Annotated in this window: 12 protein-coding genes; 3 read left to right on the top strand and 9 right to left on the bottom strand. The window is 66.7% G+C overall.

What is annotated here, in order from left to right; translation table 11 throughout:
- The first annotated feature begins 212 nt into the window (after positions 1 to 212).
- The gene (locus G9Q80_RS15475) at positions 213 to 1025 is read left to right on the top strand and encodes a M10 family metallopeptidase C-terminal domain-containing protein (protein ID WP_157903800.1); all 813 of its coding nucleotides are present in this window, start codon (positions 213 to 215) and stop codon (positions 1023 to 1025) included.
- 655 nt (positions 1026 to 1680) lie between these two features.
- On the opposite strand, the gene G9Q80_RS15470 is transcribed toward G9Q80_RS15475, so the two are convergent.
- A complete protein-coding gene (locus G9Q80_RS15470; protein ID WP_088714570.1) occupies positions 1681 to 2058 on the bottom strand; it encodes a putative glycoside hydrolase in 378 nt (125 codons plus the stop codon).
- 82 nt (positions 2059 to 2140) lie between these two features.
- Complete coding sequence (locus G9Q80_RS15465) at positions 2141 to 2842, bottom strand: glutathione S-transferase N-terminal domain-containing protein (RefSeq protein ID WP_088714569.1); 702 nt, start codon at positions 2840 to 2842, stop codon at positions 2141 to 2143.
- 124 nt (positions 2843 to 2966) lie between these two features.
- Here G9Q80_RS15465 and G9Q80_RS15460 point away from each other — a divergent pair, with 124 nt between their 5' ends.
- Together G9Q80_RS15460 and G9Q80_RS15455 are read left to right on the top strand one after the other, a co-directional pair.
- The gene (locus G9Q80_RS15460; RefSeq protein WP_088714568.1) at positions 2967 to 3575 is read left to right on the top strand and encodes a glutathione S-transferase family protein; all 609 of its coding nucleotides are present in this window, start codon (positions 2967 to 2969) and stop codon (positions 3573 to 3575) included.
- 114 nt (positions 3576 to 3689) lie between these two features.
- Positions 3690 to 4262 (top strand): hypothetical protein, encoded by a 573-nt coding sequence (locus G9Q80_RS15455; RefSeq protein WP_088714567.1) that lies wholly within the window; start codon positions 3690 to 3692, stop codon positions 4260 to 4262.
- Between the two features lie 4 nt (positions 4263 to 4266).
- Here the strand turns inward: G9Q80_RS15455 and G9Q80_RS15450 are convergent, their stop codons facing one another.
- The 7 genes from G9Q80_RS15450 to G9Q80_RS15420 form a co-directional block, all read right to left on the bottom strand.
- Positions 4267 to 5478 (bottom strand): peptidoglycan-binding protein, encoded by a 1212-nt coding sequence (locus tag G9Q80_RS15450; protein WP_088714566.1) that lies wholly within the window; start codon positions 5476 to 5478, stop codon positions 4267 to 4269.
- Positions 5479 to 5581: 103 nt separating this feature from the next.
- Positions 5582 to 6328 carry a sulfite exporter TauE/SafE family protein gene (locus G9Q80_RS15445; protein ID WP_069209734.1) on the bottom strand — a complete coding sequence of 249 codons (747 nt, stop codon included), beginning with the start codon at positions 6326 to 6328 and terminating at the stop codon, positions 5582 to 5584.
- Complete coding sequence (locus tag G9Q80_RS15440) at positions 6325 to 7302, bottom strand: D-2-hydroxyacid dehydrogenase family protein (RefSeq protein ID WP_088714565.1); 978 nt, start codon at positions 7300 to 7302, stop codon at positions 6325 to 6327. The genes G9Q80_RS15445 and G9Q80_RS15440 overlap by 4 nt, the downstream gene beginning before the upstream one ends.
- Before the next feature lie 145 nt (positions 7303 to 7447).
- On the bottom strand, positions 7448 to 9088 hold the full coding sequence (locus tag G9Q80_RS15435; RefSeq protein ID WP_088714817.1) for a thiamine pyrophosphate-binding protein: 1641 nt from the start codon (positions 9086 to 9088) through the stop codon (positions 7448 to 7450).
- Positions 9085 to 10173: a 4-oxalomesaconate tautomerase gene (locus tag G9Q80_RS15430; protein WP_088714564.1), complete on the bottom strand. Its 1089-nt coding sequence runs from the start codon at positions 10171 to 10173 to the stop codon at positions 9085 to 9087. The genes G9Q80_RS15435 and G9Q80_RS15430 overlap by 4 nt, the downstream gene beginning before the upstream one ends.
- Positions 10170 to 11228 (bottom strand): isocitrate/isopropylmalate dehydrogenase family protein, encoded by a 1059-nt coding sequence (locus tag G9Q80_RS15425; RefSeq protein ID WP_088714563.1) that lies wholly within the window; start codon positions 11226 to 11228, stop codon positions 10170 to 10172. The genes G9Q80_RS15430 and G9Q80_RS15425 overlap by 4 nt, the downstream gene beginning before the upstream one ends.
- Positions 11225 to 13279 carry a tripartite tricarboxylate transporter permease gene (locus tag G9Q80_RS15420; RefSeq protein ID WP_074623574.1) on the bottom strand — a complete coding sequence of 685 codons (2055 nt, stop codon included), beginning with the start codon at positions 13277 to 13279 and terminating at the stop codon, positions 11225 to 11227. Before G9Q80_RS15420 ends, G9Q80_RS15425 begins: the two co-directional genes overlap by 4 nt.
- Positions 13280 to 13369: the final 90 nt, after the last annotated feature.

Here is a 13369-nt window from a genome sequence, read left to right as displayed (position 1 = left end):
ACTGGCAACCAAGAGCAGAGAACAACATGTCTACAAGGACCACGGACTCCGATCCGGAGGACCAATTCGCTTGGTCGTCCAGGTCTTCGAATTGGAACTCCGAAGGTATCCGCACAAAGCTGCAGGTCATATTCGACGACGGGCGCAGCCTAGAATAATTCTTCCACGAGGGCACCCCATATCTCCAGGTGATGCAGGACGGCGGCGACGTCATGCCCTGGACTTCCGTCACCAAGAGTTTCAGCGAAACCGGCCAGCAGCTGAGCCGCGTGGTCAAACTGGACAACGGGCTGGAGGTCAAGATCCTGTTGTCCGACGGGGCGCCGGTGTCCAAGGTGATCACCGACCGCATGGACGGCAACCCCTGGAACAGCATCACCCTGTCGCTGGACGGCAACCGCAAGATCCTGCAGCGCGTGATCGACTACGACGACGGAAAGCTGCAGATCGAGAACCGGGCCGATGGCCTGCCGGTGTCGCGGGTCATGTCCGATGCCGAGGACGTCGAGCGTTGGGATACGATCGAATACGGCTTTGACGCCGAGGGGCGCGTGACCAGCCGGACGACGATCTTCGACGACGAAAGCGAATTGCTCGTCAGCGTCATCCACGGCACCGAGAACGCCGACAACCTCGCCGGGACCGAGGGCGAAGACGATATTCGCGGCTTTGCTGGCGAGGATACGATCGACGGAGGGCTTGGCCGGGATTTCATGCGTGGCGGGGCCGATGCCGACACCTTCGTCTTCGACAGCATCGACGACAGCGGCGCCACGAAGGGCACCAGCGACCGAATCCTGGATTTCGAACAGGGCGTGGACACGATCAACCTGTCGGACATGGTCCCCGAGACCTTCTCCTTTATCGGGACCGCCAATTTCACCGGGGCCAACCAGGTACGGGTGCAGGAGATCGCAGGCGGGCTGAGCATCGTCGAGATCAATGTCGACGCCGACCTGGCCGCCGACAGTGCGATCCGCCTGCCGGACGTGAGCGGATTGACGAGCGACGATTTCATCCTCTGACCGCAACGGAAACGAAACACCGGCCCCGCCCCCGGCCAGGATCGTGTCATTGCCGCCCAGCCCGCCCAGCGCATTGGGCCCGTTCCCGCCGGTCGGCAGGTCGGGCCCGCAGTCCCCGGGGGAGGCGTGACGGCGGGCGAGGCATAGTCGGAGTTCTCCGCGACATGCGGCACGACGCCGTTGGCCCACGCCCAGTCGGCAAAGGCCTGCGGATCCAGAGTGCTGTCCCATGACCGTTCGACGGCAAGAAAGTCGTGGTCCGGCACCCAATGCGTTCCGTTGGCCAGGACATCCCCCAGGCGCCACCGAACTGGGTTTCCATCAACAGGGGGGTCGATGGCGCCGAAATGGGCAAGCGTCGCGGCGGCGACCGGTTGGCCGCTGTTCCAGTCGATGTAGGGCCCGGAATTCACCGCGACATAGGCGTTGGGCAAGACCGCCCGAACCGCAACCACGATGGCGGTAACAAACGCCATCACGCGCTCCGCGGCATCCGCCATGTCGTAGCCCAGATCCTGTGACGCCGCCTCGTAATAGCGGCCCACATCGTCCAGAAAGACCCCGCTGTATCCCAACCCGCCTTGTGCCGCGGGCGATACCATCCGGACCGCCTCGTCCATGACCCGCTGTTGCCAGGCCGGATCGTTGCAATCGACTATGTACCTTGGGTGATCGTGAAGGTCGAACCGTCCTCGTTCTCGATTTCGGAGGTCGTGTAGTCGCGGTTGTTCTTCAGCCAGGGTGGTGGCGATGCGCCGTCAAGAACGGGGCCCACGTCGCGGTTGTCCGGGTCATCGTAGCCCACCCAGCTGTCGTTCCAGTAGGTCCGGTAGTGGTTCGTCACCGCGACGTTCAGATAAGCGATCACCCTGCGCCCCTGTGCTTGCAGCACGTCCACCTCTGCGGGCAGCGGCGTCAGCGCATAGTCGGACTCGCTGCCGGCCTCGATGATGACCAGGTCGCCGGTGCGGGATTGCAAGCTGGCAAACGTCGGGGTGCCAAGGTCAAGAGTGAACTCTGAAATCAGGGGCATCGCACCAACGGTCACTCGGAAATCAATCGGAACCAGAGTGTGTGGAATCGCGTCCGCCGATCAAGCGGTTTCCGGCTGTGGCCTAGGTCCCGGGGGTCTGCGTGCTGCGCGGCATCAGGTGGCTGCGTGCTTCCTCGTCCCATGTGCCCGGCGGCTTGCCCAGTTCCTTGCCCACGTCATAGCCGCGACGCAGGCCCGGGCGGGTTTTCATCAGGTCATACCAACGGCGCACGTTGGGGAACTCGTGCAGGTCGATCTCCTGCTTGCGGTAGGTCACGACCCAGGGCCAGGTCGCGAAATCGGCAATCGAACAGGCGCCGCAGATGTAGTCGCGCCCCTCCAGCCGGCGATCCAGCACACCGTAAAGCCGCAGCACCTCGGTCGTGTAGCGTTCCAGGCCGTAGGGGTTCGGTTCCGGGGCGTAGAACTTGAAATGGCCCGCCTGACCGAACATCGGCCCGACCCCGGCGGCCTGCCACATCAGCCATTCCAGTACCTCGGTCCGCCCGCGCAGGTCACGGGGCAGGAACTGGCCGGTCTTCTCGGCCAGGTAGATCAGGATCGCGGCCCCCTCGAAGACCGATATCGGCGGCCCGCCGCCTTCGGGCGCATGGTCCACGATGGCGGGCATCCGGTTGTTCGGGCTGATCTTCAGGAACTCCGGGTCGAACTGTTCGCCGCGCAGGATGTTGACCGGCACCACGCGATAGTCGAGCCCCATCTCCTCGAGCGCGATGGAGATTTTCCACCCGTTGGGCGTGGGCCAGAAATGGGCATCGATCATGGGCTGTCCTGCCGGTTGACTGTCCTGTCCCAACCGCTACCCAATAACGCGCAACCCGGCAAGACGACCGTCCGGCCCGGAAATTGCCAATGGGGACCGCGCGCCCCGCCAACCGGAGACGCTGATGAAACTCTATTTCGCCCCCGACACCCGCGCCGTGCGCACCGCCTGGCTGATGTACGAACTGGGGCTGGATTTCGAATTGCACCGCTTCGAGAAACTGGGCGATCCGGCCATGCGCGCGCCCGAGTTCCTGGAAATCAGCCCGAACGGCCGCATTCCCGTGCTGGAGGACGGCGACGTGCGGATCTTTGAATCGCCTGCCATTGCAGAGTACCTGGTGGCGCGCCACGGACAGGGCAAACTGGTGCCGCCGGTCGAGTCCCCGGCCTTTCCGCAATACCTGCAATGGCTGCACTATGGCGAGGGCATGATCATGGGGCCGATGAACAACTACGTCGTGGAAACCATCATCCTCAAGCCCGAGCGCCGGTCCGAGGAACATGCCAAGCGCGCGCTGAAGCTGATGACTCGCATGGTGCAGACCGTGGATGCCCATATGGCGGATCGCGACTACCTTGCCGGGGATTTCACCGCCGCCGACACGATCACCGGCCATGCCTGCATCATGTGCGAGAAATTCGGCGTCGATGTCTCGGGGATGCCCAATCTCAAGGCCTATGTCGACCGGCTGCAGGCACGGCCCGCGGCGCAAAAGGCCTTTGCCCTCTAGTCTCTCGCGCCCTCGCTGCATCAGGCGGGGGCAAATGCCGACCAAGGTCTGGCACCTCCGGTGGTCCGGAGCTATGCCTCTGGCCAAGACTGCTGACTTTCAGGTGGGATCACGATGACAAAGCGTTTTGCAATGATGCTGATGGCCCTGGCCATGCTGGCGATCGGCGGCTGCACCACCGTCAGCCCGGAATTCGGGCAAAGGGACATCGACGCGCTGGCGGCGGAAATCCGGGGCCTCGGCCCGAATGTCGACCCGCGTGAGGCCGACCGCGCGGCGCGGATCGCCTACACCTATTCCCGCCAGCTGACGCAAGAGTACGGCATCACCGACCCGCCGCTGATCCATAACGCCAAGGTCCACAGCGGCGAACGCGAACGGGGCCTGTGCAACCACTGGGCCGAGGACATGCACCGCCGCCTCAGCCAGGAGAATTTCCGGACACTCTCGGTCCTGCGCGCGATCTCTCCACGCTCGCCCTTCCGGATCATCCACCACACGGCAGTTGTCAGCCCGCGCGGCGGCACGATCTATGACGGCGTGGTGCTGGACCCCTGGCGCAACGGCGGTGCGCTGCACTGGCAAAAGACCCGTGCCGACGACCGCTATGACTGGCGCCCGCGCCCTGAGGTCCTGAAGGAAATGCTGGCGGCGAAACGTGCGCGCGAGGCGGCGCGGACGCGCTGATCGACTACTGGCCCGACCCGCGCTGCATGTTGCTCAGCTTGACCCGGGCACGCGCCGCAAAGGCGCCGTTGGGGTATTGGCCAAGATAGGCGCGCAGACCCCGTTCACCTCGTGCCATGTTCCAGGTTGCAGCCTCCTGCGCCGAGACAGGATTGCTCGCCCGTCGGGGTCGTGGGGCGCTTGGCGCCGGTGACTGCGCCGCCTCTTTTGCCAAGCGCGCAACCTGTGCCGCATCCAGGTAGCCGGTCGGATCGGTGCCGCTCTGCCGTTGCCAGGCGGTGATCGCACCGCGTGTGCCGGGGCCAAATATCCCGTCGATACCGCCTGTTCGGTGCCCCAGCCGGGTCAGGCTGCGCTGAATCTCGCGGCGCGCGGTCGCATCCAACGCCAGGGACGCCTCTGCCTCTGCCGGGCTGATCGCAGGTGCGCCGTCACGCATTTGCAGAGCCGCCTCGGCGTGAAGGCCTTGCGGATAGCTGTCCAGGTAAGCCTGGAACGCCCCGCTCTCGATGGCGCGCTGCCAGGCCGTCTCGTCCAACAGGGCGATCCGGTCCCGGGCGGCGGCCTGTTCCGCCTCACTCGGGGGGCGCACCTCGGTATGGGTGAGTACCGCCAGTCCATCGCTTGCGTGACCGGACAGCGCCAGCCCGTACCAGTCGGTGGACTTCTCAAGCGGCAAGGCCGGTTGCGCCATTTCACGGGCGGCGAACTCTGCCACCTTGGCGGCGGGACCACGGATGACGGTCACGCCCTCGGGGATCTCCAGCGCCTCAAGGGCGGTCGCCTCGCCGGCCTCGCCAAGCACAAGGAAGGCCCGGCGCGGGCTCTGGGCCAGGACCTCCAGCACCGCCGCCAGCGACAGGCCCGCAGCCTTGGACGTCTCCCGGCCCGCCGGGCGCAGGACTGGGCCGCCGTCGACGGAGGCGAACTGGCCCGACAGCACTACGATCAGCGGCGTCTCGCCCTCGTCGATGGCGGCCATGAAACCGTCCAGCGCCTGCTGCATCGCCACGGCCCCGCCATTGGCCAGCTGTTCGACCTCTTGCCCGCGCAAGCGCAGCGCCCTGGCCACGGCCTGCACCGCGTCGGGGCCGAAGGCCGTCACCGTCTCGCCATAGCGCGCGTTTCCAATCACCAGCGCATCGCCGGTGGTGAACTCGGCCCAGGCCGGCGCCGCCGCCAGAAATCCCGCCAGTGCCAGTCCCGCTGTTCTCATCACCTCTGTCCCCTTGCCGTTGCCCCGAGTCGGGCCGCACACGCCGACCCTGCCCCGAGCCTAGCGAAGCGATTCCGATCCGTCGACGCCCCGGCGGGCGGCGTCACAGGAGCGAGGACAGGCCCGTCCAGATCAGCCGGATCGAGATCAGGATCAGCACCACGTCCAACACCCGGCGAAATCCGTGATCGCTGAGCCGGTCCAGGATCAGGCGCCCCCCCAGCGTGCCCAGGAACCCGGCCAGGATCATCGCTGCCAGGAATCCCAGCCAGGGACCGAAGGCAAACCCCAGCAGGCCGAAGGCCAGCACCTTGGCCAGATGCTGCGCCGTCATGAAGGCGGCGTGGCTGGCGACATGTGCCTGCCGCGGCAGGTTCAGCGACTTGGTGAAATTGGCAACAAAGACCCCGGTGGCGCCAAAGAACATGGTCAGGAAACTGGAAATCAGCCCGGTCACGACCGGCAGGCGCGACAACCATGCGGGCGGCTTGCTGAGCACCGACCAGATCACGAAACCGCCGACACCGATCAGGATGGCCCCCGGCGGCAGGTTGACCACCAGCGACCCGCCCAGCGCCACACCGATCACCGTGCCGACCAGGAAGGTCAGCACCGGCGGCCAATGCACATGGCGAAAGAGTACCGCCAGCCGCAGCGCGTTTGACCCCACCTGGATCACCCCGTGCACCGGGATCAGCGCCGCCGGGGGCATGACGCTGGCCATGACCGCCAACAGCAGGGCGCCCCCGCCGATGCCCAGCGCGACGGTGATGAAGGAAGAGACAAAGCTGACCGCGACCAGAATCCAGAAGGTCGCCGGCTCCAGCCCGGCGTAGAAAAGCTCTGTCACTGGCCGCCCCGGGCCTCTGGGTTGATCATGTGGATCGGCGCGCCCTCGGCATAGGCGTTGATCTGGTCGTAGATGTCGGCGAACTGCATATCCAGCTCATCCTCGGTGACGTAGCCGATATGCGGCGTCGCGATGACCGAAGGGTGATTGACCAGCGGATCCTTGGCATCGGTCAGCGGTTCCGTGTCAAAGACATCCAGCGCCAGCCGCCCGGGGCGTCCCGCCTCCAGCGCCTTGTCCAGCGCACCCGGCGCAACAAGGCCGGACCGCGAGGTGTTGATGAAGCTGGCCGAGGGCTTCATGCCCAGCAGGTCCTCGGCGGTGATGATCCCGCGCGTCGCCGGTTTCAGGCGGACATGCAGGCTGACAAAATCGCTGTCGGCGAAAAAGCGGGCGCGGTCGGGGGCCAGTTCCGCGCCATCGGCCCGGGCGCGGGCGCGCCCCTCGTCCGACCCCCACCACCAGACTTTCATCCCGAAGGCCTGAGCATAGACAGCGACCTGTTTCGCGATCCGACCATAGCCATAGAGGCCCAGCCGCCGCCCGGCGAGCGTCTGACCAACCCCCATCTGCCAGTGACCCGCGCGCAGGCTGGCCATCTGCTGCGGGATCTGTCGGGCCGAGGCCAGCATCAACGCAAACGTCAGCTCTGACGCCGCCACCGAGGGCGTGTCTGAATGCATGTTGGAACAAAGCAGGACGCCGTTTGCTGTACAGGCCGGTACATCGACATGCGGATAGACGCTGCGCTGCGAGATCAGCTTCAGCCCCGGCAGCCGATCCAGCAACGCGGCGGTGACCGGGGTACGCTCTCGGAACAGGACCAGCGCCTCGGCTTCTTGCAAGCGGCGGGCCAGGGTGTCGATGTCTTCGGTATGGTCGGTCCAGACGGTGACCTCATGGCCCTGCAGCCGGGCATAGCTGGGCAAGGTACGCAAGGTGTCGAACCAATCGTCGAGGATATGGACCTTCATCGGCTTGCCACACCTTGATCGGCGTCAGCGGCATGCTGTGTCGGGTCAATCGGGGCGGTGCGGGTGCCAACCCGGAAGGTCTGGGACAACATGGAAACCTCCAATTATGTATGCGACGGTATACCGACTGACTCGCTCCGCCAAGTCATTTGATCCCGTGCGAGCGCCTGATCACCGGAGAGACCACCTGGTCGCTCACGGGAAAGTCCAGGACCGTCGGTCGGGGATCGGCGGCGAACGCCTTAACCAGGCCCGGCAGATCGGCCAGGTCCGTGACGCGCGTGCCCGCCGCGCCAAAGCCACGCGCGATGGCGGCCAGATCGGTCCGGCCAAAGACCGCCCCCGCATCCGACAGGCCGTCGGCCCGCAGCTTGTGGATTTCCGAGCCATAGGCCCCGTCGTTCAGGACCACCGTCAGGATCGGCAGACGATGGCGAACGTAGGTTTCCAGCTCTTGCACATGCATCAACAAGCTGCCGTCTCCATCGAACAGGACAACAGGCACCTCCTTGCAGGCCGCCGCGACCCCCATCGCGAAACTGGTGCCGTTGCCGATGGCCCCGTATTCGCGGATCGTCAGGAACTGGTCGTGGGGCCGGTTCATCTGCGCGAAGAAATAGGAACAGTGCCCCGATGAATTGACCATTTGCCAGCCTTGCGGCAGGGCCGAGTCCAGCGCAGCCACCACGTCACGAGGATCGTGCTGACCGGGGGCGATGTCGAAACGCGCGCTGTCGGCGGGTTCGGACGCGATGCGCCGGGCAAGATCCCCTCCCCTCCGGCGGGGCTGGCGAGGCGGCACGGCCGCCATCAGCGCCTCGGCCCCAAGGCGCGCGTCGGCGCGCAGGTGCAGGTCGGCGGCCAGGCGCCCCTGGCTCTGGCTGACCGGGTCGACGTCCACCTGCAGGACGCGCGCCCGGGGCCACAGCTTGCCCGCATCGGCATTGTGCCGCGCCAGGGAACAGCCCAGCGCGATGATCAGGTCGGCCTCGCCCATCACCTCGCGCGCGATTGCCGGGGAAAAGCCCCCAGCCACGCCGAGGCAGCAGGGATCCCCATGCAACAGTCCTCGGGCCGGAAGGGTCGTGGCCGTGGGCGCGTCCAGGTGCCGGGCCAATGCATGGATGGCCTCACCCGCCCCGGACTCAACCGCACCCATGCCAGCCATGACGATGACCCTCTCGGCATTGGCCACGGCGGGCGCGATGCGGGCAAGATCATCCGGGTTGGGCGGGATCGGGCCTGCCGCAGGGATCACGCTGGCCGAGGGGGCGGGCAGGTCGTCGGGACCGTCCCAGGGCAACTCCTGCAAATCGAACGGCAGCCCCACGACAACCGGGCGCCTTTCGCGCCGCGCCTGGGCAAAGGCATCGCGGATCACGACGGGCATCCGCGCCGGCCAATGCGCCGCGACATAGGCCGCGCCACAGGCGGTGACAAAGGGCGCCTGGTCGATGGCCTGGTTGTACCAGCCCGCCTTCAAGGGCGCCTCTCCGGCAAGGACCACCAGGGGCAGATGCGCCCGCACGGCGGCCGGCAGCGCCGTCATCAGCTGCGTGACACCCGGCCCGCAGGTCACGGTAGCCAGACCAACGCCCCCGGTCTTGCGCGCATGGGCCATTGCCGCGGCCACGGCGCAATGTTCGTGCCGGACGTAGATGAACCCGCAGCCTTCTTCGGCCAGGCGCGTCGCCAACGCCATGTTGGCATCCCCCAGAAGGGCAAAACAGGTGCCGGGGTTCTCTTGCGCGATGGTGCGGGCCAGGATGTCGTAGGTATGGATCATGCGCCACACCAGACCGTTTCCGGGACCAGCACCTCTCCGCGTGCGATCAACCGGGCGGTGCGCGTCACCCCGGCAGAGCGGAAGTTGAAGCCGCCGTCCCGGTCATACCGCACACGCACATCCATCACGCCCATCGGGTGTTCGATCCGCACGGTCACGGGGCTGTCCGCAAAGGGGCGGGTCAGACCCTCGGCCACGGTGCCGGGCGCCAACGCGCAGGCGGCCAGACATTGTGAGCCGGTCACCGCCAGCGTCGGGTGGGTCGTCCAGGGCATGAAGTAGCGGGCGCAGAAATGCCCCTCGCCCTGCGGGGCGGCCAAGAGGCCGATCTTGGGGGTCACGGATTTGGACACGTCGCCAAAGCCCATGCGCCGGCCTGCTTCCAGCCGGACCGCCTCCATGCGCGCAAACAGGTCCGACATGGCGTCCAGTTCGTCCAGGGTCTCGTGGCCTGTGATACCGAAATCGGCGGCGCGGGCGATCATCATCGGCATCGCCACATCAACAAGGCTGACCTCGACCCCGTCGATTTCTTCCCGAGCCTTGCCCGTGGGGAACAAGGCACCGGTCCGCGAACCCACCACGTCGAGAAAGTTCAGGGCCACAGGGGCCGCGGTGCCCGGCACGCCGTCGATGGCGGTGTCTCCGTCATAGCTGACCACGCCGCCGGGGGTCTGGACCTCTGCCTCGACCAGGGCGCCGGTGTTGACGGCACGGATGCGCACCCGCGTTACACCGTCCTGCGCCGGAATCATGCCCATCTCGATCGCGGCCGGGCCGACACCCACCAGGATGTTGCCGCAGGTGGGCGCGTAGTCCACCAGTTCCTCCTCTACCGCGACCTGGGCAAAGAAATAGTCCACGTCGGCCTTGGGATCGTCGGAGGGCGACAGCATTGCGACCTTGGTCGTCACCGCGTTGCCGCCACCGATGCCGTCGATGTTGCGCGGGTTGCCCGCCCCGACGACAGAGACAAGGACACGGGACAACCGGTCACGATCCTGCGGCAGGTCGGCGGCATTGAAATAGGGCCCGCGCGAAGTGCCGCCGCGAAGGAAAAGGTAGGGAATGGCGGTCTGAGTCATGTCGCGGCGTCCTCGATCAGGCGGGTCAGGGTGTGGGTGAAGGCGGCAGTGCCCAGCGCTCCGCCAAGGTCGGCGGTGCGCGTCTCTGGCGCGGCCAGCGCAGTTTCCAGCGCATCGCGGATCAGGGCAGCCGCGCGGGGCTGACCCAGGTGATCCAGCAGCATGGCCGCCGATCCGATCAATGCACCGGGATTGGCGCGGTCCTGTCCGGCAATGTCGGGGGCCGATCCGTGCTGCGCCTGCGCCACCGCATGGGTGGCGCCGTGGTTCAGCGAGGCGCCCAGCCCCAGGCCGCCCGCCAGTTCGGCGGCAAGATCGCTCAGGATGTCGCCGTACATGTTCGTCGCCAGCACAACGTCGAACCGCGCCGGGTCACGCACGAAATGCGCGGCGGCGGCATCGATCAGGATCTCCTCGACCTCGACCTCGGGATGATCGGCGGCAACGGCACGGGCCTCTTCCAGGAACAGCCCATCCGAAACCCGCAACACGTTGGCCTTGTGGATGACGGCAACCCTGCCCCCACGCCGGGCGGCAAGCTCAAACGCGGAGCGCGCGATCCGGCGAGAGTTCTCTCGGGTGATGCGCCGGATCGCCAGCGCAACGTCCGGTGTGGGCATGAACTCGCCCGGCCCCATGTGCATGTTGCGATCGGCGTAGAAGCCTTCGAGGTTCTCACGCACCACCACCATGTCGACCTTGGCCGTCACGGGGCGCGGCACCGCCGGATGCGACCGCGCGGGCCGGATGTTGGCATAAAGCTCCAGCGCGCGGCGCAGAACGCCTGAGGGGTTGCGCCCGCCCTCGGCCACCGGCGGATAGGCATTGTGCGACACCGGGCCAAGGATGACGCCGTCGGCGGCACCGGCCCTGTCGATCACGGCCTCGGGGATGGTCGTCCCCTCATGGGCCAGTGCGGCAAAGCCGATCTCCGCTTCCGGCAGCTCCACCGCCACGCCGGCCCGGGCGCAGGCCGCCCGGACGACAGCCTGCGTCGATGCCACGATCTCGGGGCCGATGCCGTCACCCGGAAGACACAGCAGGGTCAACGTCATGTCAGCGGCCACGGCAGATTTACGTAGCTCTGCAGCAGGCCCGGCGGGAAGTCCCGGTTCAGCATCCCGGCGAGGAAGCAGATGAAGGCGATGCCCGCCGCCGTCAGCCCAAGGCTCCAGACCCAGTTCAGCCCGGCGCGCACCCGGAAGAAGGCCACCATGAACAGCGCCAGCGCCAGCACGAAGCCCAGCAGCGAGGTCAGCAGCAGCAGCGCCCCGAACCAGGCCAGCGTCCCCCAGAGCGAGTGCGGTGCCTCCGCATCCTCGCCCGAGGCCTCGCGGTCGGCAAAGATCTCGTCTCCTTCGCCGGCCATCATCATCCGCACCAGCAGCGCAACCAGCGCCAGAAGGCCGACGCTTGCCACCGCCAGCGGAAAGATTTTGTCCGAGATCATGTTGATGGAATAGGCGTTGATCCAGGCCGTCCCGACATAGGCCAGAAGCGCCAGCAGGAAGATCAGCGGCGCGCGCTTGGACCCGGTGGCCACGTCACCCTCGGACCGGATCTGCTTGGACTGTCGGATGCCAAAGTAGACGGACACCACGGTCAGCAGCGCGATCACGATCACGATGGGCGTTGCGACATAGCCCAGCCCCTCGGCCCAGCCCTGCTTGAACTTGAACCCGGCGATCTGGTTGGCGTTGGCCGAGAAATTCTCGGCCTGCGTCGAGAGGACGAAGCCGATCAGGAAGGCCGGGCGCGACCAGTCGAACCGGCGCAGGAAGATGCCCAGCAGGCCGATGGCAAAGAGAGCCACCAGGTCGCCCAGCGACTGCCGCGACTGAAAGGCCGCAAAGGCGATCATCATGAAGAGGAACGGCGCCAGCAGGGTAAAGCGGATCGTGGTCAGCCGCGCGATGGGGCCGGACAGGCCGATGCACAGGCCCGCGCCCAGCACGTTGGCCAGCGCCAGCGACCAGACCACCGTATAGGTGATGTCCAGGTTGTTCTGCACCAGTTGCGGCCCGGCCTCGTAGCCGAGGAGCGCGAGGCCACCGATGAAGACGGCCATCGAGCCGGAGCCGGGAATGCCGAAGATCAGCGTCGGCACCAGGCCGCCGCCTTCCTTGGCGTTGTTCGAGCTTTCCGGCCCGATCACGCCGCGGATGTCGCCCGAGCCGAACTGCGACCGATCCTTGGCGGTCTGCACCGTGTGCCCGTAGGCGATCCAGTCGACGACGGACCCGCCGAGGCCGGGAATGACCCCCACGATCACCCCGATCGAGGAACAGCGGACCGACAGCCAGACGTTGGCCCACCAGTCACGCAGACCCTGCGCCCAGCCGGACCCCAGCTGCGCGCCACGCGCAATGGACTGGTTCTGCCGCAGCAGGCTGATGATCTCGGGGATCGCAAAGATGCCCAGGCCCACGATCACCAGCTTGATGCCGTCAGCGAGGTATTGATAGCTTTCGAAGGTGGTCGAGCCGGTGGCCGCGAACATCCAGGATTCGGGAACCATCCGCAGCGAACCGCCGTGCCCGGCCTCGCCGATGGTGCCGACCAGCAGCCCAAGGCAGGCCGCCGCCACGCCCTTGAGCGCGATACGCCCGGCGAGGATCGCCACCATCGCCAGCCCCAAAAGCGTCACCGCCAGCATTTCCGGAAGTGCAAAGGCAAGCACCAGGGGCCGGGCAATCAGGATGAAGAAGGTCAGGATCGTCGCGCCCAGCAATCCGCCGAACAGCGACGAGATGAAGGCCGCGGCCAGCGCCCGCGCGGCCTCGCCCTTGCGGGCCAGCGGGAAGCCGTCCAACACTGTCGCCTGACTGGCCGAGGAACCGGGTATCCCCATCAGGACAGAGGCGAAGGTATCCGAGGTTGGCACAACCGCGACCAAGCCAACCATCAGCGCCAGACCCGAGACCGGGTCCATGCCGAAAATGAAGGGCAGCACCAGGCTGAGGCCGGCAATCCCGCCGAGGCCCGGGAAGACCCCGACGGACAGTCCCAGCAGGACACCGAACGTTAGGTAAAGCAGCTGCTGAGGCTGAAGGATGAGCGCAAAAGCCTCTCCCAGCGCCGGAAGCGCCGTGGCCAGAAGGTCCATCTTGTTCTCCGTTGAGGTCGGGACGCGCAGGCCCAGAGGGGCGCGCCTCTGTCAATTCAAAAGGGGCGGCGGCCGCGGATAGAAGGGCGG

This window comes from Mameliella sp. LZ-28 (genome assembly GCF_012274245.1).
Taxonomy (GTDB): domain Bacteria; phylum Pseudomonadota; class Alphaproteobacteria; order Rhodobacterales; family Rhodobacteraceae; genus Antarctobacter; species Antarctobacter albus.
The sequence above is the reverse complement of the archived record's forward strand: the minus strand, read 5'-3'. Positions and strand labels throughout refer to the sequence as shown.

Excerpts from the sequence above, each read along its gene's own strand:
- G9Q80_RS15470 (WP_088714570.1), bottom strand. The coding sequence starts at position 2,058 with ATGCCCCTGATTTCAGAGTTCACTCTTGACCTTGGCACCCCGACGTTT.
- G9Q80_RS15465 (WP_088714569.1), bottom strand. The coding sequence starts at position 2,842 with ATGATCGATGCCCATTTCTGGCCCACGCCCAACGGGTGGAAAATCTCC.
- G9Q80_RS15435 (WP_088714817.1), bottom strand. The coding sequence starts at position 9,088 with ATGATCCATACCTACGACATCCTGGCCCGCACCATCGCGCAAGAGAAC.
- G9Q80_RS15440 (WP_088714565.1), bottom strand. The coding sequence starts at position 7,302 with ATGAAGGTCCATATCCTCGACGATTGGTTCGACACCTTGCGTACCTTG.
- G9Q80_RS15425 (WP_088714563.1), bottom strand. The coding sequence starts at position 11,228 with ATGACGTTGACCCTGCTGTGTCTTCCGGGTGACGGCATCGGCCCCGAG.
- G9Q80_RS15450 (WP_088714566.1), bottom strand. The coding sequence starts at position 5,478 with ATGAGAACAGCGGGACTGGCACTGGCGGGATTTCTGGCGGCGGCGCCG.
- G9Q80_RS15430 (WP_088714564.1), bottom strand. The coding sequence starts at position 10,173 with ATGACTCAGACCGCCATTCCCTACCTTTTCCTTCGCGGCGGCACTTCG.
- G9Q80_RS15420 (WP_074623574.1), bottom strand. The coding sequence starts at position 13,279 with ATGGACCTTCTGGCCACGGCGCTTCCGGCGCTGGGAGAGGCTTTTGCG.
- G9Q80_RS15475 (WP_157903800.1), top strand. The coding sequence starts at position 213 with ATGCCCTGGACTTCCGTCACCAAGAGTTTCAGCGAAACCGGCCAGCAG.
- G9Q80_RS15460 (WP_088714568.1), top strand. The coding sequence starts at position 2,967 with ATGAAACTCTATTTCGCCCCCGACACCCGCGCCGTGCGCACCGCCTGG.
- G9Q80_RS15455 (WP_088714567.1), top strand. The coding sequence starts at position 3,690 with ATGACAAAGCGTTTTGCAATGATGCTGATGGCCCTGGCCATGCTGGCG.